Source organism: Streptomyces sp. NPDC028928, assembly GCF_055564915.1.
Map to the genome: position 1 here is coordinate 41,891 of NZ_JBVHVI010000021.1, position 25,445 is coordinate 67,335.

The window sequence follows — 25,445 nt, forward strand, 5'->3', positions numbered from 1 at the left end:
CCCGCCCGTCAGCGCGCCCCCTGCCCGAACCGCCGCTCCAGGTACTCCTCGAAGGTCGCCTTGCCGACCGCCCGGTCCGGCGCCGTGTGCCCGCCCGCGCGGAAGGCCCGGTACGCCTTCCCGAACAGCGGCACTCGCACCACCGGGCGGCGCCGGCCGGTGGTGCGCAGGTAGGCGCGGGCCAGTGAGTCGAACGTACGCACCTCGGGGCCGGCCAGGTCCGGCACCCGCCCGGCCGGTGCCGCGAGCGCCAGCTCCGCCAGCCGATCCGCCACCTCGGCGACCTCGACCGGCTGGTCCGGCACCCCCGCCGGGACCGCCAGCACCGGCAACTTGGCCAGGCCCTGCAGGAACGTGACCACCAGGTCGTGGAACTGCGTCGCCCGCAGCACGGTCCAGCCGAGCCCGGACTCCTCGACCATCCGCTCCACGGCGAGCTTGCTCCGGTAATAGGGGAACGGCACCCGGTCGACGCCGACGATCGAGATGTACACCAGATGGTTCACCCCGGCCCGCCGGGCCGCCGCGAGCAGGTTCCGGGCCGCCTGCTCGTCCCCGCCCCCGGGTGAGCTGGCGCAGTGCACGACCGTCTCCGCGCCGGCCAGTGCCGCGTCCAGGCCGGCACCGCCCGCGCGCAGGTCGACGGCGTACGGCTGCGCGCGCCGGCTGAGCACCCGGACCTCGTGCCCGTCCGCCCGCAGCCGCTCCGTGACGAGCCGGCCGAGCGTGCCGGTTCCGCCGGTCACCAGGATCGTGGTCATGCCGTTCTCCGTCCCTTCGGACACCGGGCACTCCCCGCTGGAGCGCCCTTCGTCCAGTGGGACCGGACGGGGCCCCGGAAATGTGACATCCCCCGGAGGATTTCTTCGGGGACGGCCCTGGCGGCCCGGCGGCGGGCAAGGGCCGTCGTCACCGCCGCCGGGCCCGCCCGCACCCTAAAAGGACTAGACCAGTGCGGTCAATGGTCCGGACCAGCTCAACGTTCCTCCCGTACCGGCCAGTTGACCGGCGCGGCTGCGTGGCGCGAAACCGGCGATACGCACTGTGAGGGACCCCACACCTCTCACCCGCTTGGGCGAGTACCGGGCGTGGCACACTGGCCCTGTACCAGAAGCAGCGCACTCCGGGGTCGGTGAAAGTCCGAACCGGCGGTTACAGTCCGCGACCCGGTCGCTTCCAGCGGCCGGTTGACCAGGTGGAATTCCTGGACCGACGGTTAAAGTCCGGATGGGAGGCAGTGCGCGGCGGGCGGGCATGCGTATCCGTGTGCGCGCCGCCGTATCTGGACGCGTCCGTGTGCGGACGCGTCCGTTCCGGCGACGCCCCCGGTCTGTGCTCACCCGTACATTCTGTCGTCATCGACAGGCCCCGGAGTCCGTGCCCGAAGAGGCAGGAGGACCCGGGAAGTGTTCACCGGAATCGTCGAAGAGCTGGGTGAGGTCACCGCCGTCGAGAACCTCGGCGACGCCTCCCGCTTCCGGCTCCGCGGCCCCGTCGTGACCGAGGGCGCGCAGCACGGCGACTCCATCGCCGTGAACGGGGTCTGTCTCACCGTCGTCGAGCACGAGGGTGACGAGTTCACCGCCGACGTCATGGCCGAGACCCTGAACCGCTCCAGCCTGGGTGCGCTCACCGTCGGCTCCCGCGTCAACCTGGAACGGCCCACCGCCGTCGGCGCCCGCCTCGGCGGACACATCGTGCAGGGACACGTGGACGGCACCGGCGAGATCCTGGAGCGCACGCCCTCCGAGAACTGGGAGATCGTGAAGATCTCCCTCCCCGCGCACCTCTCCCGGTACGTCGTGGAGAAGGGCTCCATCACCGTCGACGGCATCAGCCTCACCGTGGTGGACGCCGGCCCCGACCACTTCACCGTCAGCCTCATCCCGACCACCCTCGCCCTCACCACGCTCGGCGTGAAGCAGCCCGGCGACCCGGTCAACCTCGAAGTGGACGTCATCGCCAAGTACGTGGAGCGGCTGCTCGCGGCCGGGCAGGAGGCCGGCCGGTGAACTGGATGAACTCCGAGGCGTTCACCCTCTTCGGCCAGCACATCATCTGGTCGGACATGATCGGCAACATCCTGGGCCTCGTCGCCCTCGCCCTCGGCTGGCGCCGCTCCCTGTGGACCTGGCCCGTCCAGTTCCTCTCCGGCCTCGTCCTGTTCGCCGCCTTCTACGGCCACCTGACCGGCAGCGCCGGCAAGCAGGCCGTCGTCATGGCCGTCGCGCTCTACGGCTGGTGGCAGTGGCAGCGCGGCCGGGGCAAGGCCGACGACGGCCGGATCACCGTACGCTTCGCCGGCTGGCGCGAGCGCGGCGCGATGCTCGGCGCGGCCGCCGTGGGCACGGTCGCCGTCGCCCTCCTCTTCACCGCCTACCCGAAGCTGTCCTGGGACCCCTGGCCCGACGCCTACATCTTCGTCGGCACCATCGTCGCGATGTACGCCCAGGCCAAGGGCATGGTCGAGTTCTGGTTCGCCTGGCTGCTCGTCGACGTCGTCGGCGTCCCCCTCAACTTCGCCAACGGCTACGCCTTCTCCGGCTTCGTCTACGTCATCTACGGCGCACTCGTCCTGTGGGGCATGCGCGACTGGTGGCTGCGCTCCCGCCGGGGCCCGCAGCCCGCACTGGAAGGAGCGCCGGCATGACCTCGGCACCGCTGCTGTACGACACCACCGACATCGAGGACTTCGCGCTCGACCCGGTCGAGCAGGCCATCGCCGACATCGCCGCGGGCCGCCCGGTCGTCGTCGTGGACGACGAGGACCGGGAGAACGAGGGCGACCTCGTCATCGCCGCCGAGAAGGCGACCCCCGAGATCGTCGCTTTCATGATGAGCGAATGCCGGGGTTTGATCTGCGCCCCCATGGAGGGCGAGGAACTGGACCGGCTGCGGCTGCCGCAGATGGTCGAGGACAACACCGAGTCGATGAAGACCGCGTTCACCATCTCCGTGGACGCCTCCGCCGCCCACGGTGTGAGCACCGGCATCTCGGCCTCCGACCGCGCCACCACGCTCCAGCTGCTCGCGAGCGGCACGGCCGAGCACACCGACTTCGTCCGCCCCGGCCACATCTTCCCGCTGCGCGCCCGGACCGGCGGCGTCCTGGTCCGCAACGGCCACACCGAGGCCGCCGTCGACCTCGCCCGGCTCGCGGGACTCCGCCCGGCCGGCGCCATCGTGGAGATCGCCGGCGAGGACGGCCGGATGCTCCGCCTGCCCGAGCTGATCCCGTTCGCCCGCAAGCACGGCCTGACGATCATTTCCATCGAGGACCTGATCGCCTACCGCCGCGGCAGCGAGCCCACCGTCCGCCGCGAGGCCGAGACCCGCCTGCCCACCAAGCACGGCACCTTCACCGCCTACGGCTACCGGTCCACCGTCGACGGCGTCGAACACGTCGCCCTCGTCCACGGCGAGATCGGCGAGGGCGAGGACGTCCTGGTCCGCGTCCACTCCGAATGCCTCACCGGCGACGTCTTCGGCTCCCTGCGCTGCGACTGCGGCCCCCAGCTGGACACCGCCCTGGAACGCATCCAGGCCGAGGGCCGGGGCGTCGTCGTCTACCTGCGCGGACACGAGGGACGCGGCATCGGCCTGCTGTCCAAGCTGCGCGCCTACGAACTCCAGGAACAGGGCCACGACACCCTGGACGCCAACCTCGAACTCGGCCTGCCCGCCGACGCCCGCGACTACGGCGCCGGCGCGCAGATCCTCGCCGACCTCGGCGTGCGCGGGGTCCGGCTGATGACCAACAACCCCGACAAGACCGACGCGCTGCTGCGCCACGGCCTGAAGGTCACCGGCCGCGAGCCGATGCCCGTCCAGGCCGGCGAGCACAACCTCCGGTACCTGCGCACCAAGCGGGACCGGATGGGGCACGACCTGCCCTGGCTGGACACGCCCGCCGTTTCCACCTGCGGCAACCAGTAAGACGCGAGAAAGCACTGAGGAGAGACGTGAGCGGCAAGGGTGCACCGGAGCTGTCCGTACGCAACGTGAGCGACCTGCGGGTCGCCGTCATCGCGGCGCAGTGGCACGAGAAGGTGATGGACGGTCTGGTGAACGGCGCCCTGCGCGCCCTGCACGACCTGGGCATCGACGAGCCGACCCTGATCCGGGTCCCCGGCAGCTTCGAGCTGCCGGTCGCCGCCAAGGTCCTCGCGAGCCGCGGCTACGACGCCGTGGTCGCCCTCGGCGTCGTCATCCGCGGCGGCACCCCCCACTTCGACTACGTGTGCCAGGGCGTCACCCAGGGCCTCACCCAGGTCTCCGTCGAGACCGGCGTCCCTGTCGGCTTCGGCGTCCTCACCTGCGACACCGAGGAGCAGGCCCTGGACCGGGCCGGCCTGGAGGGCTCGAACGAGGACAAGGGCCACGAGGCGGTCACGGCCGCGGTGGCGACGGCGGCCACGCTGCGTTCAGTATCCGAACCCTGGCACTAGGTCCGCCACCACAACGGCTAGGGTGGGGCTCACCATGTCCAAGAAGACGTTCGAGGAGCTCTTCACCGAGCTCCAGCACAAGGCCGCCCACGGCGATCCCGCCACCTCCCGCACCGCAGAGCTGGTCGGCAAGGGCGTCCATGCCATCGGCAAGAAGGTCGTCGAGGAGGCCGCCGAGGTCTGGATGGCCGCCGAGTACGAGGGCAAGGAGGCGGCCGCCGAGGAGATCTCGCAGCTGCTGTACCACGTCCAGGTGATGATGGTCGCCCGCGGCATCTCCCTGGACGACGTCTACGCCCACCTGTAAGCCGTACCCCCGCACCCGTCCCGTAGAGAACGAGCAAAGGAAGCCGACCTCATGCTGCGCATCGCCGTCCCCAACAAGGGTTCACTGTCCGGCCCTGCGGCGGAGATGCTGCATGAGGCCGGCTACCAGCAGCGACGCGAGTCCAAAGAGCTGCGCATCGTGGACCCGGAGAACGAGGTCGAGTTCTTCTACCTCCGCCCCCGCGACATCGCGATCTACGTCTCCTCCGGCCGCCTCGACATCGGCATCACCGGCCGTGACCTGCTGATCGACTCCGGCGCCGACGCCGAGGAGATCCTGCCGCTCGGCTTCGCCCGCTCCACCTTCCGCTTCGCCGCCAAGCCCGGCACCGCGAACGGCATCGAGGACCTCAAGGGCAAGACGGTCGCGACGTCGTACGAGGGCATCGTCGCCGGCCACCTCGCGGACAGCGGCGTCGACGCCTCCGTCGTCCACCTGGACGGCGCCGTCGAGACCGCGATCGAGCTGGGCGTCGCCGAGGTCATCGCCGACGTCGTGGAGACCGGCACCAGCCTGCGCAACGCGGGCCTGGAGGTCTTCGGCGAGCCGATCATGAAGTCCGAGGCGATCGTCGTCCGCCGCACCGGCGCCGACGGCGAGGATCCCAAGGTCCAGCAGTTCCTGCGCCGCCTCCAGGGCGTCCTGGTCGCCCGGACCTACGTGATGATGGACTACGACTGCCGGGTCGAGCAGCTGGAGAAGGCCGTCGCCCTCACCCCCGGCCTGGAGTCCCCGACCGTCTCCCCCCTGCACAACGAGGGCTGGGTCGCGGTCCGTGCCATGGTCCCCGCCAAGGAGGCCCAGCGCATCATGGACGACCTCTACGCCATCGGCGCCCGCGCCATCCTGACCACGGCCATCCACGCCTGCCGCCTGTAAGGGGTCAGCCCGCGATGTCCGACCTGCCCACCCTGCCCGTCACCTTCCGGCCGGGCCACACCCGGGCCGTCCTGCTCACCGCCGGTGTCGTGATCTTCCTGGTGATCTCCGGGATCGCGATGCTGCTGGAGCACCTCGGCCCGGGCTCGCGGCTCAGCTTCATCGTCACCGGGGCGCTCATCTTCTGGTTCCTGGCCCGGCTGGCCCGGGTGAAGGTGGTCGCCGACGACTCCGGCGTCACCGTCGTCAACATCGCCGGCACGCGCCGCCTGGCCTGGGCGGAGATCCTCCGGGTGAACCTCCGCCCGGGTGACCCCTGGGTCTTCCTCGACCTCAGCGACGGCACCAGCCTGCCCGCCCTCGGCATCCAGCCGGGCATCGCCAAACAGCGGGCCATCGCCGACGCCAAGGCCCTGCGCGCGCTCGCCGAGGCCCACTCGGCGCCGTCCACCCTGCCGCACGAGCCCAGATCTTGATTAATCTGGTGGGCGGAGGCCTTTTCGCTGCGCCTCCGCCCCTGCGCGCCGCCCGGTGCACAGGGGTTCCTGCTACCCGAGGAGTGATTCCCTCCAGCGATGGACGGATCGTCCTGTAGTACCTGCGCCACCCCTGCCCTGCACAGCGGGAAGGCGGTGGCAGCGTGACCATCCCCCTGCTGCTCCTCGGAGCGGCGTTTCTGCTGATTCTCGCCAACGGGTTCTTCGTGGCGGCCGAGTTCGGCCTGGTGACGGTCGAGCGACCGGAGGCCGAGCAGGCCGCCGCCGACGGCGACGGCCGCGCCCACCGGGTCGTGGAGTCGCTGAAGGAGCTGTCCTTCCAGCTCTCCGGCACCCAGCTCGGCATCACCATCACCTCCCTGGTCGTCGGCATGCTCGCCGAACCGGCCCTGGCCGAGCTGCTGCGCGGCCCGTTCGCCGCGCTCGGCGTCCCCGAGGGTGCCGCCTCCGGCATCGCCGTGGTCGTCGGCATGCTGCTGGCCTCCGCGATCCAGATGGTGATCGGCGAACTCGTACCCAAGAACTGGGCGGTGTCCCGGCCGCTGCAGGTCGCGCGCTTCGTCGCCGGCCCCCAGCATCACTTCTCCCGCCTGTTCCGCCCGGTGATCTCCGCGCTGAACACGGTCGCCAACCGGCTGGTCCGCGCCCTCGGCGTCGAACCCGCAGAGGAGCTGGCCTCCGCCCGCACCCCCGGCGAACTCGTTTCCCTGGCCCGGCACTCCGCCCAGGCCGGCGCCCTGGAGCAGGACACGGCCGACCTGTTCGTCCGTACCCTGTCCCTGGGCGAGCTGACCGCGCAGCACGTCATGACCCCGCGCGTGAAGGTGAGCGCGCTGCAGGACTCGGCCACCGCCGAGGACGTCGTCAACCTCACCCGGGCCACCGGCCTGTCCCGCTTCCCCGTCTACCGGGAGAAGATCGACGACATCGTGGGTATGGCCCATCTGAAGGACGCGCTGGCGGTCCCGGTGCACGACCGCCTGCGCACCCCGGTGACCCGCATCGCCCGCAAGGCGCTGCTCGTCCCGGAGACCCTGCCGGTCCAGCCCCTGCTCGCCCGGCTCCGCTCCGAGCAGCCCATCGCGGTCGTCGTCGACGAGTACGGCGGTACGGCCGGCGTGGTCACCCTGGAGGACATCGTCGAGGAGCTGATCGGCGAGGTCCGCGACGAGCACGACGCCAAGGACATGCCCGAGCTGGCCCCGGCCCCGCCCGAGGACGGCAGGCCCGCCTGGGACGCGGACGGCAGCTGCCGTGTCGACATCCTGCAGCGCATAGGCCTCGACGTGCCCGAGGGGCCGTACGAGACCGTCGCCGGGCTGGTCGCCGACCTGCTGGGCCGGATCCCGGCCCCCGGCGACCGGGCCGAGCTGCCCGGCTGGCGGCTCTCGGTCCGCCAGGTCGGCCACTACCGCGCCGAACGGGTCCGCCTGGTCAGGACGGCCCCGGTGGCGAACGCGATGGAGGCCGCCCGATGAGCCTCCTCCAACTGGTCTTCGCCGCGCTGCTCGTGCTCGCCAACGGCTTCTTCGTCGGCGCCGAGTTCGCGCTCGTCTCCGTCCGCCGCAGCCAGATCGAACCGCTCGGCACCGCCCGGGCCCGCCAGGTGCTGTACGGCCTCGAACGCCTGCCGCAGATGATGGCCGCCGCCCAGTTCGGCATCACCGTCTGCTCCCTGACGCTCGGCGCGGTCGCCGAGCCGACGGTGGCGCACCTGCTGGAGCCGGTGTTCGCGTGGATCCACCTGCCGCACGGCATGATCCACCCGCTCGGCTACGTCATCGCGCTGGCCGCCGTGGTCTTCTTCCACCTCGTGATCGGCGAGATGGTCCCGAAGAACCTCGCCATGGCCGCCCCGGAGAAGGCCGCGCTGTGGCTCAGCCCGGGCCTGGTCTGGTTCGCCCGCCTGTGCAGGCCGATCACGGTGTCCCTCGGTGCCTGCGCCCAGGGCATCCTGCGGCTGTTCCGGGTCGAGCCGAAGGACGAGGTGGAGGCGGTCGTCACCACCGAGCAGCTCAACCGCCTCCTGGAGGACTCCGGCCAGGCGGGCCTCCTCGACCCCGAGGAGCGGGAGCGCCTGGAGGACGCCCTGGAACTGGGCTCCCGCCCGGTGACGGACGTCCTGCTGCGGCGGGAGACCCTGGTCACGGTGGAGCCCTCGGTCACCCCGGGGGAGATCGTGGAGCTGACCGCCCGTACGGGCTACTCCCGCTTCCCGGTCGCGGCCACCGAGAAGGGCCCCTTCATGGGGTACGTGCACGTGAAGGACGTCCTCGACCTGGAGGACTCCGACCGGGCCGTCCCCCAGCAGGTGTGGCGCCCCATGGCCACCCTCCGCGCCGAGCTGCCCCTGGACGACGCCCTCACCGTCATGCGCCGGGCGGCCACGCACCTGGCCCAGGTCGCCGACGCGACCGGCAAGGTGCTGGGCCTGGTGGCCCTGGAGGACGTACTGGAAATGCTGGTGGGCGAGGTCCGGGACCCGGCGCACCGGGAGATGCCGGAACCCAGGGCGAGCGGGGAGCCGGAGGAAGCACTCGCCGGCTAGTACGCGGACGGATCCTGCGGCCCCCGCCCCGACAGCACCTCCCCGTAGGCCTGCATCAGGTCGGGCAGCCGCAGGGTCGCCAGGTCGTCCCGCGACAGCGCACCCGGGTACGTCGACAACCGCAGATCCCGGTACGCGCAGCTCTTCTCGTACAGCGTCCGCAGGAACCGCCCGTTGCCCAGCTCGTCGATCCACCCCTGGTCGACCACGTGCCCGGCGATGGAGCGCAGCTCCTCCAGCGCCTCCGCGTCCCACAGGTCCCCGTTCTCCGCCGCGAGCACCTTGCCGATCTCGGTCAGCTCCAGCGGCCGGTAGGAGGGGAAGTCCACCCGGGTGGTGAACCGGGAGGACAGTCCGGGGTTGGCGGCGAGCAGGCGGTCCATGCCCTCGGGGTAGCCGGCGAGGATCACCACCAGGTGGTCCCGGTTGTCCTCGGCCCGCTTCAGCAGCACCTGCAGCGCCTCGTCGCCGTACGCGTCCCCCTTGCCGTACCCGGAGTTGGACAGCGCGTACGCCTCGTCCACGAAGAGCACCCCGCCGATCGCGGAGTCGATCAGCTCGTTGGCCTTCACGGCCGTCTGCCCCAGGTACTCGCCGACCAGGTCGGCCCGCTGGGCCTCCACCAGGTGATCGCCGCCGAGGAGCCCCAGTGCGTAGAAGACGCGCCCGAGGATCCGCGCGACCGTGGTCTTGCCCGTCCCCGACGGCCCGGAGAAGACGAAGTGCCGTTTGGGCGGCTGCACCGGCAGCCCCTGTCCGGCCCGCAGCCGCGCCATGTTCAACTGCGCGGACAACGCCTTGACCTGGCGCTTGACCGGTTCCAGCCCCACCATGCGCTCCAGTTCGGCAAGCGCCTGTTCGAGTAACGCGGGGTCCGTCGGCCCGGTCGGGAGCGGCGAGGCGGACATCCCGGGCGCCCCCGGCACCCCCGTCTTCGTCCGCACCGAGGGGTCGGTCACCGACGGCAGCGGCCCGGTCGGCAGATCGGGCTCCGGCAGCCGCAGGTCCCGGCCCTCCGTGCCGAACAGCGGATCGAACCCGTCCGGTCCGTCCACCGTGTCCTGCCCCGCGCCGGTCAGCGTGATCGCGGCGAGGTCGGCCGTCTCGTCGTACCCGTCGCCCTCGGCGATCGCGGCGAGTCGGGCGGAGGTGTCCATGAAGGCCGGGTCGACCCGGTGCACCGCCCGGTACAGGGGGAGCGCGGCGGCCGACCGCCCCGTTCCCTCGTGCGCCCTCGCCAGCCAGTACCGCAGCTCCTTGCGCTGCGGCTGCTCGCTGCGGCACCGCATCAGCGCCGCCGCCAGCAGCGGCTCGGCCTGGCCGTACATCTCCAGCCGGACCCGGGCCATGCCGCCGAACAGGCCGGCCTCGATGCCGAGCAGGGCGTCGTCCAGCAGCGGGTCGGTGTGCCGGACCAACTGCTCCCAGTCCTTGACCAGATAGGCGCGGCAGGCGTGCAGGAAGCGGACCTGCGGGTCGGCGTCGACCGGGGGCAGTCCGGCGAGGGCGCGGTCCAGCTCGGGCACGTGCCGGCCGTCCAGCCAGTGGGAGGCGTGCGCCAGCAGCAGATCGCGCGGGCTCTCCAGCACCGGCTGCACCCACCAGCCCAGCCAGTACCAGGAGTTGAGGGCGCGGCGGTGCCGGGTGCGCTGTTCGCCGAAGCGGTCGCGGTGCCGGAACATCCGCAGCAGCGCGGTGGTCGTGTCGACTCGGAGCGCGTGCAGCCCGAGCCAGCCGTCGGCCATGCCCGGGTCCATCCGCACCGCGGTGCGGAACTCCTCCTCCGCCTGCGGGTAGGCGCCCATCGTGTAGGCGTCCACACCCCGCAGCCAGGCGAGGTCGGCCGGGGCCTCGGGGCCCTGCGTGCCGAAGTCCATCCCGTCCCCCCACGAACCGTGCCCCCGTGGTTCACCACCGGGCAGTCGCCCGACGGCCGCCGCGGTCGAACCGCTGTGCCGCAGACCGGAGTTGCAGGTGCGCGAGGCAGCTGCTCGAAGGTCGCACCGAGGGCATCGTACCCGCGGTACCCGCACGTGCCGAAGGGTGCCGCACGGGCCGTTCGGCGAGGTGGGAGCAGACGGGGCGCACGGCGTTTCGTGACCGAGGGTGAGAGGGCCGGTGCGCGGGGCGCCCGGGAAAGGCGCCCACGGGCAGAACGAAGCCCCCGGTCACGGGGGAACAACCGGGGGCTTCGCGTGGGTGGGCGGCTCCGAAAGCCGCACATTGAGAACGTAAGACCTGTACGGCCCCCCGGTCAAGCGAAGTTGGGGCACTTGGAGAAGTTCGCCCACAAGGGTCTTCACAGCTTCACCACATCGGGGACGGTCCGTCACCCAGCGTCACGTCCTGCCGGGCGTCGGGAGTCGCTCCCGGTCCCGGCAGCACCTCGTACCCCTCCGGTCGCTGCAGCACCAGCAGATCGGCATGGGGGCGCGAGGGGTCGGCGGCGAAGTGCGCTCGCTCCGCCGCCGTCCAGCCGTCCCAGAACGCGCGCTGCTCCGCGCCGTCCCGCCGCCGGCCGCGCGCCCAGGACTCCTCCTGGGGCAGCTCCATCCACAGCAGACGGGCCAGATGCGGCCGCAGTGCGCGGCGGCCGGCGCCGACGCCCTCGATCAGGACGACGGGTGCGGGCGGCAGCGGGCGCGGGTCACCGAAGGCGCGGGCCCGCCAGTCGTACGGGGTGTAGTACGCGTGCGCGCCGCGTGCCAGGGGTTCGATCACCTGGGTCACGAGCCGGCCGGTCCAGGCGAAGAGCTGCTCATGGCTGGCGATGTCGTCGAGGTGGAGCACCGGAGCCCCGCCCAGCGCCCGCGCCAGCCGTTCGGCGAACGTCGACTTCCCGGAGCCGGCGTGCCCGTCGACGGCGATCAGCCGGACCGGTCCCAGGGAGGGAGGGAGCCCGTGCAGCCGGGCGGCGAGGTCGTGAATGGTGAATCCCGGGGTGTCGTGCCGTGTGGAGGGCTTGTGAAACAGTCTAGTAGTGGTCACTTTTTGAACCACCGGCTGGCGGCCAGTCAATGATACCGATAAACATTCCGAATCCCCTGACCGATATGTCGAATTCGGCGTTCCAGGTGTGCCCCACGCTGAGTAAGGTGCCTCCTGCGCAACGTGATGCGTCGAACGGGGAGTAGGCAGGGGGACATGGCCGCGGAGTTATTCGACGGGCAGTACGTATGGCATCCGGCGGCCGACGACCGCGTCCTGGCGAGCGTATGCGTCGACGTGCGCGCCGGACGTTATCGATACGCCCACGAGGCGCTCGCCGAGACGCGTTCCGACTTCGCCCTGCGCGCCCACCGCTCACTGGTGCTCGCCTCCGAGGCGGCCGACACCGACCTGGTGGAACGCTGGCTCGCCGAGGAGCCCACGCCCGAGGCCGCGCTGATGTGGGCCCGGGTCGCCGTGCAGCGCGCGCTGCGGGCCGCCGACGCGCGCGACGACCGCGCCGAGGCGCTGGAGCGGATCGCGCTGACCGCCTGCGACCGCGCCGCCGAAGCGGCCCCCGCGGATCCCACTCCCTGGGTCGCCCGCCTCTCCATGGCCCGGCTGCACCGGCTGCGTGACCCGGCGCCGCAGGGCCTGCTCACCGCCCCGCCCGGACCCTGGCGGCTGTTCGCGCACATCCTGTCCCTGGACCCCTGGCACCGCGAGGCCCACCACCGCTTCCTGTCCTGCTTCTTCACGCGGTACGGCGGCTCGGTCACCGCGGCCTGGGACGTCGCCGCCTTCCTCAGCCAGCGGGCGCCCGCCGACTCCGCCCTGCGGCTGCTGCCCCTGGTGGCCCTGGTGGAGAGCTACAACCCCACCCAGCTGCTCGCCGACCGGGTCTGGGAGCAGCCCCAGTGGCGCTCCACCGCGCTGGCCATCTACCAGAACTGGCTTCCCACGGTGGCCGGTTACCGCTTCACCCCGGTGCTCGACCTGGCCTACCTCGCGCACGCGCTGGTCATGGGCCAGCGCGAGTTCGAGGCCCGGGCGGTCTTCACGGCGATGGGCCCGTACGCGTCCCGCATGCCCTGGAGCGCCTTCGGCGACCCCGCCGAACAGCTCTCCCGGGCCCGGCGCGCCTGCGGCCTGCCCGTCCCGGGGCCCGCCTGACCGCACCGCCCTCCACCCCCCATCCAGAGAAAGGCCGATCTGTGTCGGAACGGATGTCGACCCCCCGGGCGCGGGCCCGCGCGGCGGACTCCGTCGTGCTCGACGACGACGCCACCCTGCACGCGATGGGTTATCCGCGGAAACTGACCCGACGCTTCCAGGCGTTCGACAACTTCGCGATCTCGTTCACCATCATCAATATCCTCTCGGGTATTTTCTCGTCCTTCGGATTCGGTATGAACGCGGGCGGCCCGCGCATTCTCGTGTTCGGCTGGATCGGCGTCTCGCTCATGGTGCTGCTCATCGGCGCGGCCATGGCGGAAGTCGCCTCCGCCTATCCGACGAGCGGTGCCCTCTATTTCTCCGCGGGCAAACTCGCCAAGCGGCACAAAGGCGCCTGGTCGTGGTTCACGGGCTGGCTGAACTTCGTGGGCCAGATCGGCGGGACCGCCGCCACCGGCTATGCCGCCGCCACCTTCATCCAGGTGTTCGTGCAGCTGCAGTGGCCCTCCTATCAGCCGACCGCCCACCAGACGGTCCTCATCACGGCCCTCGTCATCGTCCTGCAGGGACTCGCCAACACCTACACCGTGCAGCTCGTCGCCCTGCTGAACCGTATTTCCGTGTGGTGGCTGCTCATCGGACTCGTCGTGATCGTGGGTGCACTCATAGTGATGCCTGGTCATCATCAGTCCGCGTCCTTCGTGACGCATTTCGAGAACAACACCGGCTTCACGAGCGGACTTTACGGTGGCATGCTCGGCCTGCTGGTCACCAGCTGGACCTTCACCGGGTTCGACGGCAGCTTCCACATGTCCGAGGAAACGGTCCGCGCGACGGTCAGCGCGCCGAAGGGCATCACCCGCGCCATCGGCTATTCGGCGGTCGCCGGCCTGGTCCTGATGCTGGCCCTGGTCTACAGCATCGGCGACTACGCGAAGGTGGCCGGTGCCGCGGCTCCGCCCGTGCAGATCCTCATCGACGGCCTCGGCCTGGGGGCCGCCAAGGTGATGCTCCTCATCGTCATCGGCGCGATGCTCTTCTGCGGCCTGGCCAACCTCACCAGCAACACCCGCCAGATCTTCGCGTTCTCCCGGGACGGCGCCATGCCCGGCTCACGCTGGTGGCACTCGGTCTCGCTGCGCACCCGTACGCCGGTGAAGGCGGTGTGGCTCGCGGTCGCCTGCTCGCTGGCGCTGGTGGTGCCGGGCTGGTGGTCGCACACGGCGTTCACCGCGATCGTGAGCGTCAACGTGGTCGGGCTCTTCCTGGCCTACGCGGTGCCGATCTTCCTGCGGCTGCGGCTCGGCGACGCGTTCCAGCCGGGGCCCTGGCACCTGGGCCGCTGGGGCCGGCCGATCGGCTGGCTGGCGGTGATCTGGATCCTGCTCAGCAGCGTCCTGTTCATGCTGCCGCAGGCCTCGCCGATCACCGCCGACTCCTTCAACTACGCGCCGATCGCGCTCGCCGTCGTCCTGCTGGTGGCCACGGTGTGGTGGTTCGCCACGGCCCGCCGCCGCTTCCAGGGGCCGGTGAGCTACGGACGTCCCGACGAGGTCGCCGCGATGGATCTCGTCTGACAGGGCCGTCCAGCCCGGGCGGTCGCGGCCCGTACGGGGGTGCGGGTGCGTGGGGGCTGGTCGCGCGGTCCCCCGCGCCCGTGGGGCGGCACCCCGCCGGCGCGGGCAGGCGAAACACCCCCCGGCAAGGCCCCGCCATTGGCCGAGACCAATATTCGTGCCGCGGCATGCGCCGAAGTGCTGGCAGCGCAATCCGGCCTGCTCCATAGTTACCGCACCGGACCAGCCCGCCTCGGACACCCTGGGGGTCATCGCGCCCATGAGCAGAGCCCAAGAGCCGTCCCGCAGAACCGTTCTGGCCGTGGCCGTCGCCGCGGCGGTGACCGGCACCGCGGCCCCCGCGGCCGCCGCCGCACCGCACTCCGCCGCCGGCACCGACGACCCCGGCCAGGCGCAGGCCCGCCCGATCGACTACCACGCCTGGACGACGTACCGCGACTGGCGCTGCGGCACCGCCCAGGGCACCCGGGCGGTGTCCGGACGGCGCCCCGGCATCGTGATCGGCGCCCCCGTCGGCCGTACCGACTACCGGGACCCGCACACCGGCACCACCGCCACCTGGGAGTACGCCACCTGGACCTCCCCGGTGCACCGGCTCACCGTGCCCGCGACCGAGGTCATCGCCTCGTGGAACGCGCACACCCCCGACGGCACCTGGCTCCAGGCCGAGCTGCAGGGCACGTACTCCGACGGCACCGACACGCCCTGGTACGTGATGGGCCGCTGGGCGGCCGGCGACCAGGACATCAAGCGGACCTCGGTGGACGACCAGACCGACGGCAAGAGCACGATCTGGACGGACACCTTCGCCATCGACGACGCGAGCACCGGCCTGCGGCTGGCGTCCTACCGGCTGCGCCTCACCCTCTACCGCCGGCCCGGCACGCGGCTCACCCCGACCGTCTGGCGGCTCGGCGCGATGGGCTCCGACATCCCCGAGCGGTTCACCGTCCCGGCCTCCGCCCCCGGCCTCGCCCAGGAACTGGCCGTACCGCGCTACTCGCAGGAGATCCACAAGGGCCAGTACCCGGAGTACGACAACGGCGGCGAGGCCTGGTGCAGCCCCACCTCCTCGCAGATGATCATCGAGTACTGGGGCGGCCGGCTCACCCCCGAGCAGCTGTCCTGGGTGGACCCGTCCTACGCCGACCCGCAGGTGTGCCACGCGGCCCGCTTCACCTACGACCACCAGTACCAGGGCTGCGGCAACTGGCCCTTCAACGCCGCCTACGCGGCCACCTTCGAGGGCCTGCAGGGCGTGGTCACCCGGCTCGCCTCGCTCACCGACCTGGAGACGCTGATCGCGGCCGGCATCCCGGCCATAACGTCCCAGTCGTTCCTCAAGGACGAGCTGACGGGCGCCGGTTACGGCACCTCCGGCCACCTGATGACCGTCATCGGCTTCACCGCCGACGGGGACGTGATCGCGAACGATCCCGCCTCGCCGAGCGACGAGGCGGTGCGGCGCGTCTACAAGCGGCGCGAGTGGGAGAACATCTGGCTCAGGACCAAGCGGTACAACGCCTCCGGCAAGGTCGTCTCCGGCACCGGCGGGGTCTGCTACCTCTACTTCCCGGCCCACCCGACCCCGCACCAGCGCAAGGCGCTCGCCTCGGTGGGCGTGCACTGAGGTCGTGTGACGAAGGGTGTGACAGAGGCGTGTGACCAAGCTCATCACCGCACACGCCCGCGCGGGTGGCAAGGTGGACGAATGGGTGGGGGAGTTTCGTTTCCGTACGTCCGATCTCTGCGAGTGACAGCATGACCGCACACACCGCCACCGCCCCCCGCGTCCGCACCGGCGGCCCCCAGGAAGACGGCCCGAAGATCGTCGAGCACGTCATGGGCTGGGTCCTCGTCGCGGTGTTCGCGATGCTCGTGACCCAGCTCGGACTGCTCTGAACCGACCGCTCACGCGTGCGGCTTGTTCTGACATACTGCGGATGTCCCGTCGCGCCTAGACCAGGGTGGATCTTGAACATGCCGCAGCAGCGTGCCGCCACCCAGGTGCGGGGCACCGAGCGCTCCGTGGCGCGCCGCGCCGAACTCATCGCCATCGGGCGGAAGTTGTTCGCCGACACGTCCTACGACGCGCTGTCCATGGACGACATCGCCCGCCAGGCGCAGGTCGCCAAGGGACTGATCTACTACTACTTCCGGTCCAAGCGCGGCTACTACCTGGCGATCATCCAGGACTCCGTCGCCGACCTGGTCACCTCCGCCGCCGGCGGCCTCCGGCTGCCCGCCGTGGACCGCGTGCACCGCACGATCGACGGCTATCTGCGCTACGCCGAACACCACCAGGCCGCCTACCGCACCATCGTCAGCGGCGGCGTCGGCTTCGACACCGAGGTGCACGCGATCCGGGACGGCGTGCGCGAGGCGATCATCGCCACGATCGCCGAGGGGGCCTACGGCCGCGAGGACATCTCCCCGCTGGCCCGGATGGGCCTGCTGTCCTGGGTGTGCAGTGTGGAGGGCGCCACCCTGGACTGGATCGACCGCCCCCGGCTGTCCCGCGACACCATGCGCGAGCTGCTCGTGAAGACGCTCGGCGGGGCCCTGCGCGCCATCGAGGAGCTGGACCCCGCCCACCCCGCCCCGCCGCCCGCCCGCCGGGACGGCTGACCGGCGCTAGTTGATCGCCCTGATCAGCTCACCGTTCGTGGTGTCGCCGCTCAGCTCCCAGAAGAAGGTGCCGCCGAGGCCCTGCTGGTTCTTGTACGACATCTTCGTGGCGATGGTGGCAGGGGTGTCGTAACTCCACCAGTCACTGCCGCACTTGGCGTAGGCGGTGCCGCCGACGGTGCCGTTCGCCGGGCACTTGATCTTGAGCACCTTGTAGTCCTCGATGCCCTGCTCGTACGTTCCGGCAGCCGGACCCGTGGCCGTACCGCCGGGGGCCGTCTGGGTGACGCCGGTCCAGCCGCGGCCGTAGAAGCCGATGCCGAGCAGCAGCTTCGAGGCCGGGATGCCGAGGCCCTTGAGCTTGGCGATGGTCGCCGAGGTGTGGTAGTTGGCCTTGGGAATGCCCGAGTAGGAGTTCAGGGGGGAGTGCGGGGCGGTCGGGCCGGTCGTGTCCCAGGCGCCGAAGTAGTCGTAGGTCATCGGGTTGTACCAGTCGACGTACTGTGCGGCGCCCGCGTAGTCGGCGGCGTCGATCTTGCCGCCGCTGGTGGCGTCGGCGGTGATCGCGGCGGTCACCAGGTTCCCGGAACCGAACTTCGACCGCAGGGCCGCCACCAGGTTCCTGAACGCCTCCCGCCCGCTGGTGTCGCAGGTGTTGCCGCAGGCGTTCGGGTACTCCCAGTCGATGTCGATGCCGTCGAAGAGGCCCGCCCACTTGGAGTTCTTCACCAGGTCGTAGCAGGACTGGGCGAAGGCGGCCGGGTTCTTCGCGGCCTCGCCGAAGCCGCCGGACCAGGTCCAGCCGCCGAAGGACCACAGGATCTTCAGGCCGGGGTGCTTCTTCTTCAGCTTCAGCAGCTGGTTGAAGTTGCCCCGCAACGGCTGGTCCCAGGTGTCGGCGACTCCGTCGACGGACTCGGCGGCGGTGTAGGCCCGGTCGGTGGCCGCGTAGGAGTCGCCCATCGCGCACTTGCCGCCGGTGACGTTGCCGAAGGCGTAGTTGATGTGGGTCAGCTTGGCGCCGGAGCCCGAGGTCTCGATGTTCTTGACGTAGTACTTGCGGTCGTAGGTGCCCCATTCGGTGAAGTAGCCGACGACCTTGGAGCCGGCCGTCAGCTGCGGGGCGCCGGGTGCCGCCGCGGTCGCCGTGCCGGTGCCGGCCATGAGTCCGGCGCCCAGGGCGGCGGTACAGGCGGCCGAGACGAGCGCCCGGACGCGGGAGCGGTGGGGAGTGTGCATCGGGTGTCTCCTCGTGGGGGAGAGGGGATCGCGCGCCGATTGGCATGAACGCGGTAAAGCGTTGGTCATGCACAGTAGGAGGACTAGACCACTAGGTCAATGGTTCGGACCAATTCGAGGCCCCGGGGAAGCCTGGACTGGACTCCTGAAGTAAGCGGTCGTTAACTGGTGACGGGAGGTCGCTGATCGGGCATACTCACAGCGCATGCCGCAGGTCAGCAGCTTCCGAGACCCGGGAGCGGGTGCCTCCGGTCCAGCGCAACCATCAGGCGGAGCCGCCCCCCACCCCGGGCCGGACCGCCGGTGCCCGAACAGGGAGGAGCCCGACGCCATGTCCGACCGCGACCCGCAGCCGGTGGAGCGTCAACTGCCCACGGAAGAGGCGAGGGACCTGCTCGCCCTCGTCCGGGACATCGCCCAGCGCGAGATCGCGCCGAAGGCCTCGGAGGAGGAGGACGCGGGACGCTTCCCGCGCGAGATCTTCACCCTGCTCTCCGGGTCCGGCCTGCTGGGCCTGCCGTACTCCGTCGACTACGGCGGCGGCGAGCAGCCCTACGAGGTCTACCTCCAGGTCCTGGAGGAGCTGGCCACCGCCCGCCTCACCGTCGGCCTCGGCGTCAGCGTCCACACGCTCGCGTCCTACGCGCTCGCCTCCTACGGCACCAAGCAGCAGAAGGTCGAGCACCTGCCCGCCATGCTCGGCGGCGGCCTGCTCGGCGCGTACTGCCTGTCCGAGCCGTCCTCCGGCTCCGACGCGGCCTCCCTGCGCACCAAGGCCGTCCGGGAGGGCGACACCTGGGTGATCGACGGGACCAAGGCCTGGATCACGCACGGCGGGATCGCCGACTTCTACACCGTGATGGCCCGCACCGGCGAGGACGGCCCGCGCGGGATCACCGCCTTCCTCGTGCCCGGCGACGCGCCCGGTGTGAGCGGCGCGGCGCCCGAGAAGAAGATGGGCATGAAGGGCTCGCCCACCGCGCAGGTGCACTTCGACGGCGTCCGCGTCCCGGACGACCGGCGCCTCGGCGAGGAGGGCCAGGGCTTCTCCATCGCCCTGTCGGCGCTCGACTCCGGCCGGCTCGGCATCGCCGCCTGTGCCGTCGGCCTCGCCCAGGCCGCGCTGGACGAGGCGGTCCGCTACGCCACCCAGCGCCGCCAGTTCGGCCGGCCCATCGCCGACTTCCAGGGCCTGCGCTTCATGCTCGCCGACATGGCCACCCAGATCGAGGCGGGCCGTGCGCTGTACCTCGCCGCGGCCCGGCTGCGGGACGCGGGCCGGCCCTTCGCCAAGCAGGCCGCCATGGCCAAGCTGCACTGCACCGACACGGCCATGAAGGTCACCACGGACGCCGTGCAGATACTCGGCGGCTACGGCTACACCGCCGACTTCCCGGTCGAGCGCTATATGCGCGAGGCCAAGGTCCTGCAGATCGTCGAGGGCACCAACCAGATCCAGCGGATGGTCATCGCCCGTCACCTGGCCGGGCCAGAAGGTCGCTGAACTGGCCCGTGAGGACCGTCGGGGCCGCCAGCCTGACCCACTCCGGGTCGTGGCGGCCCGGCAGGGTGCGGCCCCGGTCGGCCCAGGTCCGCATGAGATCGCGGTAGATGGGCGGGTCCTGCGGCGGCGCGGCCGGCGGAACCGATTCTGCCGGGCGCGGGACGAAGATACGGCGCTGACGCCCGGTCGCCGAGTACGTGGGGGTCATACCCGGGCAACGCGGAGAGGGCGGGACAGGTCACCCCCCGGCGGATTCGAGCGTCAGTCCACTCCCGTCCCGTCACCGCTCTGGCCACCTCCGGCGGACTGACGTACCGTCAGCTGACCATCGCCCAGGGGGTGTCCGTGGCCGACGACCGTCCCGTACCGCTCGACGAGTACCCGGTGCACCAGGCGCCGCTCTCCATGAAGCACGTGGCGACCGGCGACCGGAACGCCTACGACCGCTGCATCTTCCACGTCTTCGACCACACCGGCCGCGCCCTGCTCATCCTCGGCCTCGGCGTCTACCCCAACCTGGGCGTGATCGACGCCTACGCCACCCTGCGCACCGGCGACACCCTGCACGCCGTGCGTGCCTCGGACGCCCTCGGCGAGGACCGGATGCGGCTCGCCGTCGGCCCGCTGCGCATCGAGGTGGTACGACCGCTCCAGCGCCTGCGCCTCGTCTGCACGGACGAACAGCTGTCGTACGACCTCACCTGGACCGCTGCCTTCCCGGCCCTGTGGGAGCCGCACCACCTCCAGCGCCGGGGCGACCGGCTCACCCTGGAGGGCCGCCGCTTCGTCCAGGCCGGGCGGGTGACGGGCGTGATCCGGGCGGCCGGCACGGAGTTCGCCGTCTCGGCGGAGGGCTGGACCGGCACCCGGGACCGCAGCTGGGGCGTGCGCCCGGTCCCCGGCGAGGACGGCGGCCGGCTCGCCGCCGACCACCCCACCGAGGGCTTCCACTGGATCTGGTGCCCGGTCCGCTTCGAGGACCGCTTCCTGATGGTCATCACCCAGGAGGACGCCGACGGCTACCGCTCCCTGAACGAGGCCACCCTGGTCCGCCCCGGCCACCGCGACCGCCAACTCGGCTGGCCGCGGGCCGAGATCGGCTACCGCTCCGGCAGCCGGCACCCCGAGCGGGCGGTCGTCCACCTCGGCGATCCGCGCAAGCCGGAGGAGCTGGAGGTGGAGATCCTGGCCTCCTCCCCGCTCGCCGTCGGCGCGGGCTACCCGCCGGCCGACGACTGGCAGCACGGGACCTGGCAGGGCAGGGGCTGGGTGGACCGCCGTACCTACGACCTGTCCGCACCGCACCCGCTCGCCGCCTACGGCGTCACCGACCACTCCGCACGCTTCCGCATGGACGGCCGGACCGGGTACGGCATCTTCGAGCACGGCTGCTTCGGCCGGCACGACCCGAGCGGCTTCACCGACTTCGACTCCACGGCGCCGTAAGGAGGCTGCCCGCGTCATGGCCACGGCACCGCGCCCCCGCACCACCACCCGCGACCCCGGGGAAGTCACCCGCCGCCTCACCGCCTGGCTCGGCACCCGGCTGCCCGGCGCCAAGGCGGCCGGCGTCACCGTCCCGGCCTCCAACGGCATGTCCAGCGAGACCCTGCTGTTCGAGATCGACCATCCGCGTCCGCCGGTCCGCTCCTGCGTGCTGCGGCTGGCGGCGGACCCGTCGGCGTACACCGTCTTCCCGGAGTACGACATGGCCCGCCAGTACCGCACCCTCGAGCTCGTGGCCGAGCGCACGGACGTGCCGGTGCCCCGGGTTCTGTGGCTGGAGGAGGACCCGGGCCCGCTCGGAGCGCCGTTCCTCGTCATGGCACGGGTGGCCGGACGCGTCCCCCCGGACGTCATGCCGTACACCTACGAGGGCAGCTGGCTGCACGCGGCGAGCGACGCCGAACGCGAGCACCTGGAGGCGGCCACGGTCGGGCTGCTGGCCCGGCTGCACGACCAAGTACCGCTGTCGGACGCCGAGTTCCTCGCCCTGCCGGGCCCGGGGGACGCGCTGCGCCGGCATGTGACGGCCCAACGCGCCTACTACGCCTGGGTGATCGACGGCCTCGCCCGCTCACCCCTCATCGAGGCCGCGTTCGACCGGCTGGAGCAGCTGTGGCCGCGCGAGCCCGGCGAACCCGTCCTCACCTGGGGAGACGCGCGCATCGGGAACGTCGTCTACGACGGCTTCGAGCCCGTCGCCGTCCTGGACTGGGAGATGGCGGCGCCCGCCCCGCGCGAGGTGGACCTCGGCTGGACGGTCTATCTGCACCGGTTCTTCCAGGACCTCGCGACCGGCTCCGGGCAGCGCGGGCTGCCGGACCTCCTGCGCCGCGACCGCGTCGAGGCCCGCTACGCGCGCCTGACCGGGCACACCCCGCGGGACATGGACTTCTACACCCTGTACGCCGCCCTGCGGCACGCGATCGTCATGCTGCGCATCGCCTACCGCCAGGTGTACTTCGGGGAGGTCGCCGTCCCGGCGGACCCGGACACGCTGATCCTGCACCACGACAGCCTGCGTGCCATGGTGCAGGGCACGTACGGGATGGGGTGAGCCGGCTCAGGCGGCCTGGCGGCGCATCACCGGCACGCGCATCGGGCGCGAACCCGGGCCGCCGACGTGCGAGAAGGGCTGCGTCCGCCAGTCCAGACCCTGGGGGAGCGTCAGCAGCAGGGCCGTGTCCTGCTCCTGCGGTTCGAAGGACTCGTCCGCGGGGCGGGCGTCGGCCGCCGCACGGCCCGTACCCGCGCACACCGTGAGCCCGAACGGGTTCCACGGCGAGGCGCACAGCGCGTGCTCCGGCAGGAACTCCTCGTCCGCCAGCAGCGCGATGGGCTGCGCGCAGTCCGGGCAGATCACCCGGTACATCTCGAAGGTGTCGTAGGCGTCCAGTTCCTCGTCGAGGGCGTCGGGTTCGACGCCCTCCGGCTCGGGCTCGGCGACCGGCTGCCGGTGCGCGGACGTGGAACGACCAGGGCGATGGGCACTCTGCATGGGATTCTCCCCCTAAGGCTGGGCCGTGAAGGCGCTGCGGCCTCGACCACAGCAAGCACTTCCCGTCCGGTCTCGGCGGTAATCACGAGAACATCACGGAGCCCGTTCGAGGGGTGTGGCGTTCGTCACATGCCCCGCGCAGGTGCCCGTCCCGATGCCGTCCCGGTGCTTTTTCCGCGGAACAGGGAATGACCTGCGCCTCTCAGGTATCCGCGGAGATCACGCGCACTGTAGGTTTTGGCGGCATGGAGGAGCTGGACCGTCAGATCGTGCAGCTGCTCGTCAAGGACGGGCGGATGAGCTACACAGACCTGGGCAAGGCCACGGGCCTGTCCACGTCGGCCGTGCACCAGCGGGTGCGCCGGCTGGAACAGCGTGGCGTCATCCGCGGCTACGCCGCGGTGGTCGACCCCGAGGCCGTCGGGCTGCCGCTGACCGCTTTCATCTCGGTGAAACCGTTCGACCCCAGCGCCCCCGACGACATCGCGGACCGCCTCGCCGGCGTCCCCGAGATCGAGGCCTGCCACAGCGTGGCCGGCGACGAGAACTACATCCTCAAGGTGCGCGTCTCCACCCCGCACGAACTGGAGGAACTCCTGGCCCGGCTGCGCTCGCTGGCCGGGGTCTCGACGCGGACCACGGTGGTCCTCTCGACACCGTACGAGGCCCGGCCGCCGAAGATCTGACGGCGCCGGGGCCGTGCGGGTGCCCCGGGTGCGGCCCGGGCCGGCCGAGGCGGGAAACTGTCGGCATGAGCAACCGCACCGCCGAGCCCCCCAAGACCGTCCTGCTCCGCCGTGGCGAGGTGCACAGCCCCGCGGACCCCTTCGCCACCGCGATGGTGGTGGAGCGCGGCCATGTCGCGTGGGTCGGCTCCGAGGGGGCCGCCGATGCCTTCGCCGACGGCGTGGACGAGGTGGTCGACCTCGACGGCGCCCTGGTCACCCCGGCCTTCACCGACGCCCATGTGCACACCACCGCCACCGGCCTCGCCCTGACCGGCCTCGACCTGTCCGACGCCCCCTCCCTGGAGGCGGCCCTCGCCCGGATCCGCGAGTTCGCCGCCGCCCGCCCCGGCGACCGGGTCCTGCTGGGCCACGGCTGGGACGCCGCCCGCTGGCCCGGCGGCCGGCCGCCGACCCGCGCAGAGCTGGACGAGGCCACCGGCGGACGCCCCCTGTACCTGTCCCGCATCGACGTGCACTCGGCGGTCGTCAGCACCGCCCTGCTGGACCTGGTCCCCGGCGACGTGCCCCGCGAGGACACCCCGCTCACCAAGGACGCCCACCACGCCGTCCGCGCGGCCGCCCTCGCCGCCATCACCCCCGCCCAGCGCGAGGAGGCCCAGCGCGCAGCCCTCGCGCACGCCGTCTCCCTCGGCATCGGCACCGTGCACGAGTGCGGCGGCCCGCAGATCTCCTCCGAGGACGACTTCACCGGGCTGCTGAAGCTCGCCGCCGAGGCACTCGGGCCCCGTGTCGTCGGCTACTGGGCCGAACAGAACGTCGAGAAGGCGCGGGAGCTGGGGGCCGTGGGCGCCGCGGGCGACCTCTTCGCCGACGGCGCCCTCGGCTCGCACACCGCCTGCCTGCACGAGCCGTACGCCGACGCCGGCCACACCGGCACCGCCTACCTGGACGCCGACGCCGTCGCCGCCCACGTCGTGGCCTGCACCGAGGCGGGCCTGCAGGCCGGCTTCCACGCCATCGGCGACGCCGCCGTGGCCGCCGTGGTCGAGGGCGTGCGCGCCGCCTCCGAGAAGGTGGGCCTCGCCCGGATCCGCGCCGCCCGGCACCGCGTCGAGCACGCCGAGATGCTCACCCCCGAGACCATCGCCGGCTTCGCCGAGCTGGGCCTGATCGCCTCCGTCCAGCCCGCCTTCGACGCGCTGTGGGGCGGCGAGGACGGCATGTACGCCCGACGGCTGGGCGCCGAGCGGGCCCGTACCCTCAACCCCTTCGCCGCGCTGCTCCGCGCCGGTGTCCCGCTCGCGTTCGGCTCCGACAGCCCGGTCACCCCGCTCGACCCGTGGGGCACGGTCCGCGCCGCCGCCTTCCACCACACGCCCGAGCACCGGGTCTCCGTCCGCGCCGCGTTCACCGCGCACACCCGCGGCGGCTGGCGGGCCGTCGGCCGCGACGACGCGGGCGTCCTGGTCCCGGGCGCACCCGCCGACTACGCCGTCTGGCGCACCGACGAGCTGGTCGTCCAGGCGCCCGACGACCGGGTCGCCCGCTGGTCCACCGACCCGCGCTCCGGCACCCCCGGTCTGCCCGACCTCACCCCGGGCCGTGACCTGCCGGTCTGCCTGCGCACCGTGGTGGGCGGACGGACGGTGTTCGTACGGCCGGGCGAGTGATCTCCCGGGGTGGCGCACCGGCCGCCGGCCGCCGGGGCCCCGCCGCCCGACCTGCGCATCCTCCCGCGCCGGCCGGGACACCGGTGCCGTCGGCCCTGGTCGGAGGGGGGTTTGACAGTCTCCGGCCGGGGGCCGGTAGGTTCGTCCGAGTCCACCACCGGACGCCCGACCGGGGGACGTTCAGCCGACTCGTCGCAGCGCCGCTGGGTCAGGGACGGTGTGCCGCACCGGGGCACCGCCACTGGGAGCCAGGCTCAGCGCCCGCGCCGACGAGGGGACGTCCAGGCTGGTCGGCCAGGTGTGACCCGGGTGGGGCCCGGGCGCTCAGTAGAC

The 25,445-nt window shown here is 72.0% G+C and carries 24 protein-coding genes and 1 riboswitch; of the genes, 19 read left to right on the forward strand and 5 right to left on the reverse strand.

All coding sequences use genetic code 11. The features are described from left to right. Positions 1 to 8 precede the first annotated feature (8 nt). Complete coding sequence (locus tag ACZ4U1_RS36595) at positions 9 to 761, reverse strand: SDR family oxidoreductase (protein ID WP_467908480.1); 753 nt, start codon at positions 759 to 761, stop codon at positions 9 to 11. Between the two features lie 353 nt (positions 762 to 1,114). After that, positions 1,115 to 1,245, forward strand: a riboswitch (FMN riboswitch). A 161-nt stretch (positions 1,246 to 1,406) separates the two neighbouring features. Here ACZ4U1_RS36595 and ACZ4U1_RS36600 point away from each other — a divergent pair. The 9 genes from ACZ4U1_RS36600 to ACZ4U1_RS36640 all read left to right on the forward strand — a co-directional run bounded on the left by ACZ4U1_RS36600 (position 1,407) and on the right by ACZ4U1_RS36640 (position 8,700). Continuing rightward, complete coding sequence (locus ACZ4U1_RS36600) at positions 1,407 to 2,012, forward strand: riboflavin synthase (RefSeq protein ID WP_467908481.1); 606 nt, start codon at positions 1,407 to 1,409, stop codon at positions 2,010 to 2,012. Next, positions 2,009 to 2,650: a nicotinamide mononucleotide transporter family protein gene (locus ACZ4U1_RS36605; RefSeq protein ID WP_467908482.1), complete on the forward strand. Its 642-nt coding sequence runs from the start codon at positions 2,009 to 2,011 to the stop codon at positions 2,648 to 2,650. Before ACZ4U1_RS36600 ends, ACZ4U1_RS36605 begins: the two co-directional genes overlap by 4 nt. Then, complete coding sequence (locus ACZ4U1_RS36610; RefSeq protein ID WP_467908483.1) at positions 2,647 to 3,936, forward strand: bifunctional 3,4-dihydroxy-2-butanone-4-phosphate synthase/GTP cyclohydrolase II; 1,290 nt, start codon at positions 2,647 to 2,649, stop codon at positions 3,934 to 3,936. Before ACZ4U1_RS36605 ends, ACZ4U1_RS36610 begins: the two co-directional genes overlap by 4 nt. Positions 3,937 to 3,962: 26 nt before the next feature. Next, complete coding sequence (gene ribH / locus ACZ4U1_RS36615) at positions 3,963 to 4,448, forward strand: 6,7-dimethyl-8-ribityllumazine synthase (protein ID WP_467908484.1); 486 nt, start codon at positions 3,963 to 3,965, stop codon at positions 4,446 to 4,448. A gap of 34 nt (positions 4,449 to 4,482) precedes the next feature. After that, positions 4,483 to 4,755 (forward strand): phosphoribosyl-ATP diphosphatase, encoded by a 273-nt coding sequence (locus tag ACZ4U1_RS36620; RefSeq protein ID WP_007491392.1) that lies wholly within the window; start codon positions 4,483 to 4,485, stop codon positions 4,753 to 4,755. Positions 4,756 to 4,806: 51 nt separating this feature from the next. Next, positions 4,807 to 5,655 carry an ATP phosphoribosyltransferase gene (gene hisG / locus ACZ4U1_RS36625; protein ID WP_467908485.1) on the forward strand — a complete coding sequence of 283 codons (849 nt, stop codon included), beginning with the start codon at positions 4,807 to 4,809 and terminating at the stop codon, positions 5,653 to 5,655. A 14-nt stretch (positions 5,656 to 5,669) separates the two neighbouring features. Beyond that, positions 5,670 to 6,131 (forward strand): PH domain-containing protein, encoded by a 462-nt coding sequence (locus ACZ4U1_RS36630; RefSeq protein ID WP_467908486.1) that lies wholly within the window; start codon positions 5,670 to 5,672, stop codon positions 6,129 to 6,131. 164 nt (positions 6,132 to 6,295) lie between these two features. Continuing rightward, entirely contained in the window at positions 6,296 to 7,630 is a 1,335-nt protein-coding gene (locus tag ACZ4U1_RS36635) for a hemolysin family protein (RefSeq protein WP_467908487.1), read from the forward strand. Then, positions 7,627 to 8,700: a hemolysin family protein gene (locus tag ACZ4U1_RS36640; protein ID WP_467908488.1), complete on the forward strand. Its 1,074-nt coding sequence runs from the start codon at positions 7,627 to 7,629 to the stop codon at positions 8,698 to 8,700. Before ACZ4U1_RS36635 ends, ACZ4U1_RS36640 begins: the two co-directional genes overlap by 4 nt. Here ACZ4U1_RS36640 and ACZ4U1_RS36645 read toward each other — a convergent pair. Continuing rightward, positions 8,697 to 10,577 carry an AAA family ATPase gene (locus ACZ4U1_RS36645; protein WP_467908489.1) on the reverse strand — a complete coding sequence of 627 codons (1,881 nt, stop codon included), beginning with the start codon at positions 10,575 to 10,577 and terminating at the stop codon, positions 8,697 to 8,699. The genes ACZ4U1_RS36640 and ACZ4U1_RS36645 overlap by 4 nt on opposite strands. A gap of 430 nt (positions 10,578 to 11,007) precedes the next feature. Further along, positions 11,008 to 11,688 carry a uridine kinase family protein gene (locus tag ACZ4U1_RS36650; RefSeq protein WP_467908490.1) on the reverse strand — a complete coding sequence of 227 codons (681 nt, stop codon included), beginning with the start codon at positions 11,686 to 11,688 and terminating at the stop codon, positions 11,008 to 11,010. 156 nt (positions 11,689 to 11,844) lie between these two features. On the opposite strand from ACZ4U1_RS36650, the gene ACZ4U1_RS36655 reads away from it, so the two are divergent. The 5 genes from ACZ4U1_RS36655 to ACZ4U1_RS36675 all read left to right on the forward strand — a co-directional run bounded on the left by ACZ4U1_RS36655 (position 11,845) and on the right by ACZ4U1_RS36675 (position 17,009). Further along, the gene (locus ACZ4U1_RS36655; RefSeq protein ID WP_467908491.1) at positions 11,845 to 12,801 is read left to right on the forward strand and encodes a hypothetical protein; all 957 of its coding nucleotides are present in this window, start codon (positions 11,845 to 11,847) and stop codon (positions 12,799 to 12,801) included. A 53-nt stretch (positions 12,802 to 12,854) separates the two neighbouring features. After that, positions 12,855 to 14,381 carry an amino acid permease gene (locus ACZ4U1_RS36660; protein WP_467908492.1) on the forward strand — a complete coding sequence of 509 codons (1,527 nt, stop codon included), beginning with the start codon at positions 12,855 to 12,857 and terminating at the stop codon, positions 14,379 to 14,381. Positions 14,382 to 14,640: 259 nt separating this feature from the next. After that, a complete protein-coding gene (locus ACZ4U1_RS36665; RefSeq protein WP_467908493.1) occupies positions 14,641 to 16,011 on the forward strand; it encodes a peptidase C39 family protein in 1,371 nt (456 codons plus the stop codon). 131 nt (positions 16,012 to 16,142) lie between these two features. Further along, on the forward strand, positions 16,143 to 16,283 hold the full coding sequence (locus ACZ4U1_RS36670; protein WP_467908494.1) for an SCO1431 family membrane protein: 141 nt from the start codon (positions 16,143 to 16,145) through the stop codon (positions 16,281 to 16,283). 78 nt (positions 16,284 to 16,361) lie between these two features. Beyond that, the gene (locus tag ACZ4U1_RS36675) at positions 16,362 to 17,009 is read left to right on the forward strand and encodes a TetR/AcrR family transcriptional regulator (RefSeq protein WP_467908495.1); all 648 of its coding nucleotides are present in this window, start codon (positions 16,362 to 16,364) and stop codon (positions 17,007 to 17,009) included. A 6-nt stretch (positions 17,010 to 17,015) separates the two neighbouring features. Here ACZ4U1_RS36675 and ACZ4U1_RS36680 read toward each other — a convergent pair whose 3' ends face one another. Continuing rightward, positions 17,016 to 18,248: a glycoside hydrolase family 18 protein gene (locus tag ACZ4U1_RS36680; protein WP_467908496.1), complete on the reverse strand. Its 1,233-nt coding sequence runs from the start codon at positions 18,246 to 18,248 to the stop codon at positions 17,016 to 17,018. 331 nt (positions 18,249 to 18,579) lie between these two features. Between ACZ4U1_RS36680 and ACZ4U1_RS36685 the strand changes: the two genes are divergently transcribed. The 3 genes from ACZ4U1_RS36685 (at position 18,580) to ACZ4U1_RS36695 (ending at position 22,312) form a co-directional block, all read left to right on the forward strand. Then, the gene (locus ACZ4U1_RS36685) at positions 18,580 to 19,752 is read left to right on the forward strand and encodes an acyl-CoA dehydrogenase (RefSeq protein ID WP_467908497.1); all 1,173 of its coding nucleotides are present in this window, start codon (positions 18,580 to 18,582) and stop codon (positions 19,750 to 19,752) included. 345 nt (positions 19,753 to 20,097) lie between these two features. Next, the gene (locus tag ACZ4U1_RS36690) at positions 20,098 to 21,198 is read left to right on the forward strand and encodes an Rv3169 family protein (RefSeq protein ID WP_467908498.1); all 1,101 of its coding nucleotides are present in this window, start codon (positions 20,098 to 20,100) and stop codon (positions 21,196 to 21,198) included. A 16-nt stretch (positions 21,199 to 21,214) separates the two neighbouring features. Next, positions 21,215 to 22,312 carry a phosphotransferase family protein gene (locus ACZ4U1_RS36695; RefSeq protein ID WP_467908499.1) on the forward strand — a complete coding sequence of 366 codons (1,098 nt, stop codon included), beginning with the start codon at positions 21,215 to 21,217 and terminating at the stop codon, positions 22,310 to 22,312. Positions 22,313 to 22,318: 6 nt separating this feature from the next. On the opposite strand, the gene ACZ4U1_RS36700 is transcribed toward ACZ4U1_RS36695, so the two are convergent. Next, the gene (locus tag ACZ4U1_RS36700; protein ID WP_467908500.1) at positions 22,319 to 22,753 is read right to left on the reverse strand and encodes a hypothetical protein; all 435 of its coding nucleotides are present in this window, start codon (positions 22,751 to 22,753) and stop codon (positions 22,319 to 22,321) included. Between the two features lie 245 nt (positions 22,754 to 22,998). On the opposite strand from ACZ4U1_RS36700, the gene ACZ4U1_RS36705 reads away from it, so the two are divergent. Together ACZ4U1_RS36705 and ACZ4U1_RS36710 are read left to right on the forward strand one after the other, a co-directional pair. Next, positions 22,999 to 23,439 (forward strand): Lrp/AsnC family transcriptional regulator, encoded by a 441-nt coding sequence (locus ACZ4U1_RS36705; RefSeq protein ID WP_014671472.1) that lies wholly within the window; start codon positions 22,999 to 23,001, stop codon positions 23,437 to 23,439. Positions 23,440 to 23,504: 65 nt separating this feature from the next. Then, positions 23,505 to 25,112, forward strand: coding sequence for an amidohydrolase (locus ACZ4U1_RS36710; protein WP_467908501.1), 1,608 nt, complete (start codon positions 23,505 to 23,507; stop codon positions 25,110 to 25,112). Positions 25,113 to 25,445 lie beyond the last annotated feature (333 nt).

What these genes read in the sequence shown, in the direction of transcription:
- ACZ4U1_RS36595 (WP_467908480.1), bottom strand. Translation starts at nt 761, where the DNA reads ATGACCACGATCCTGGTGACCGGCGGAACCGGCACGCTCGGCCGGCTC.
- ACZ4U1_RS36610 (WP_467908483.1), top strand. Translation starts at nt 2,647, where the DNA reads ATGACCTCGGCACCGCTGCTGTACGACACCACCGACATCGAGGACTTC.
- ACZ4U1_RS36620 (WP_007491392.1), top strand. Translation starts at nt 4,483, where the DNA reads ATGTCCAAGAAGACGTTCGAGGAGCTCTTCACCGAGCTCCAGCACAAG.
- hisG (WP_467908485.1), top strand. Translation starts at nt 4,807, where the DNA reads ATGCTGCGCATCGCCGTCCCCAACAAGGGTTCACTGTCCGGCCCTGCG.
- ACZ4U1_RS36630 (WP_467908486.1), top strand. Translation starts at nt 5,670, where the DNA reads ATGTCCGACCTGCCCACCCTGCCCGTCACCTTCCGGCCGGGCCACACC.
- ACZ4U1_RS36640 (WP_467908488.1), top strand. Translation starts at nt 7,627, where the DNA reads ATGAGCCTCCTCCAACTGGTCTTCGCCGCGCTGCTCGTGCTCGCCAAC.
- ACZ4U1_RS36645 (WP_467908489.1), bottom strand. Translation starts at nt 10,577, where the DNA reads ATGGACTTCGGCACGCAGGGCCCCGAGGCCCCGGCCGACCTCGCCTGG.
- ACZ4U1_RS36655 (WP_467908491.1), top strand. Translation starts at nt 11,845, where the DNA reads ATGGCCGCGGAGTTATTCGACGGGCAGTACGTATGGCATCCGGCGGCC.
- ACZ4U1_RS36660 (WP_467908492.1), top strand. Translation starts at nt 12,855, where the DNA reads ATGTCGACCCCCCGGGCGCGGGCCCGCGCGGCGGACTCCGTCGTGCTC.
- ACZ4U1_RS36665 (WP_467908493.1), top strand. Translation starts at nt 14,641, where the DNA reads ATGAGCAGAGCCCAAGAGCCGTCCCGCAGAACCGTTCTGGCCGTGGCC.
- ACZ4U1_RS36670 (WP_467908494.1), top strand. Translation starts at nt 16,143, where the DNA reads ATGACCGCACACACCGCCACCGCCCCCCGCGTCCGCACCGGCGGCCCC.
- ACZ4U1_RS36675 (WP_467908495.1), top strand. Translation starts at nt 16,362, where the DNA reads ATGCCGCAGCAGCGTGCCGCCACCCAGGTGCGGGGCACCGAGCGCTCC.
- ACZ4U1_RS36680 (WP_467908496.1), bottom strand. Translation starts at nt 18,248, where the DNA reads ATGCACACTCCCCACCGCTCCCGCGTCCGGGCGCTCGTCTCGGCCGCC.
- ACZ4U1_RS36685 (WP_467908497.1), top strand. Translation starts at nt 18,580, where the DNA reads ATGTCCGACCGCGACCCGCAGCCGGTGGAGCGTCAACTGCCCACGGAA.
- ACZ4U1_RS36695 (WP_467908499.1), top strand. Translation starts at nt 21,215, where the DNA reads ATGGCCACGGCACCGCGCCCCCGCACCACCACCCGCGACCCCGGGGAA.
- ACZ4U1_RS36700 (WP_467908500.1), bottom strand. Translation starts at nt 22,753, where the DNA reads ATGCAGAGTGCCCATCGCCCTGGTCGTTCCACGTCCGCGCACCGGCAG.
- ACZ4U1_RS36705 (WP_014671472.1), top strand. Translation starts at nt 22,999, where the DNA reads ATGGAGGAGCTGGACCGTCAGATCGTGCAGCTGCTCGTCAAGGACGGG.
- ACZ4U1_RS36710 (WP_467908501.1), top strand. Translation starts at nt 23,505, where the DNA reads ATGAGCAACCGCACCGCCGAGCCCCCCAAGACCGTCCTGCTCCGCCGT.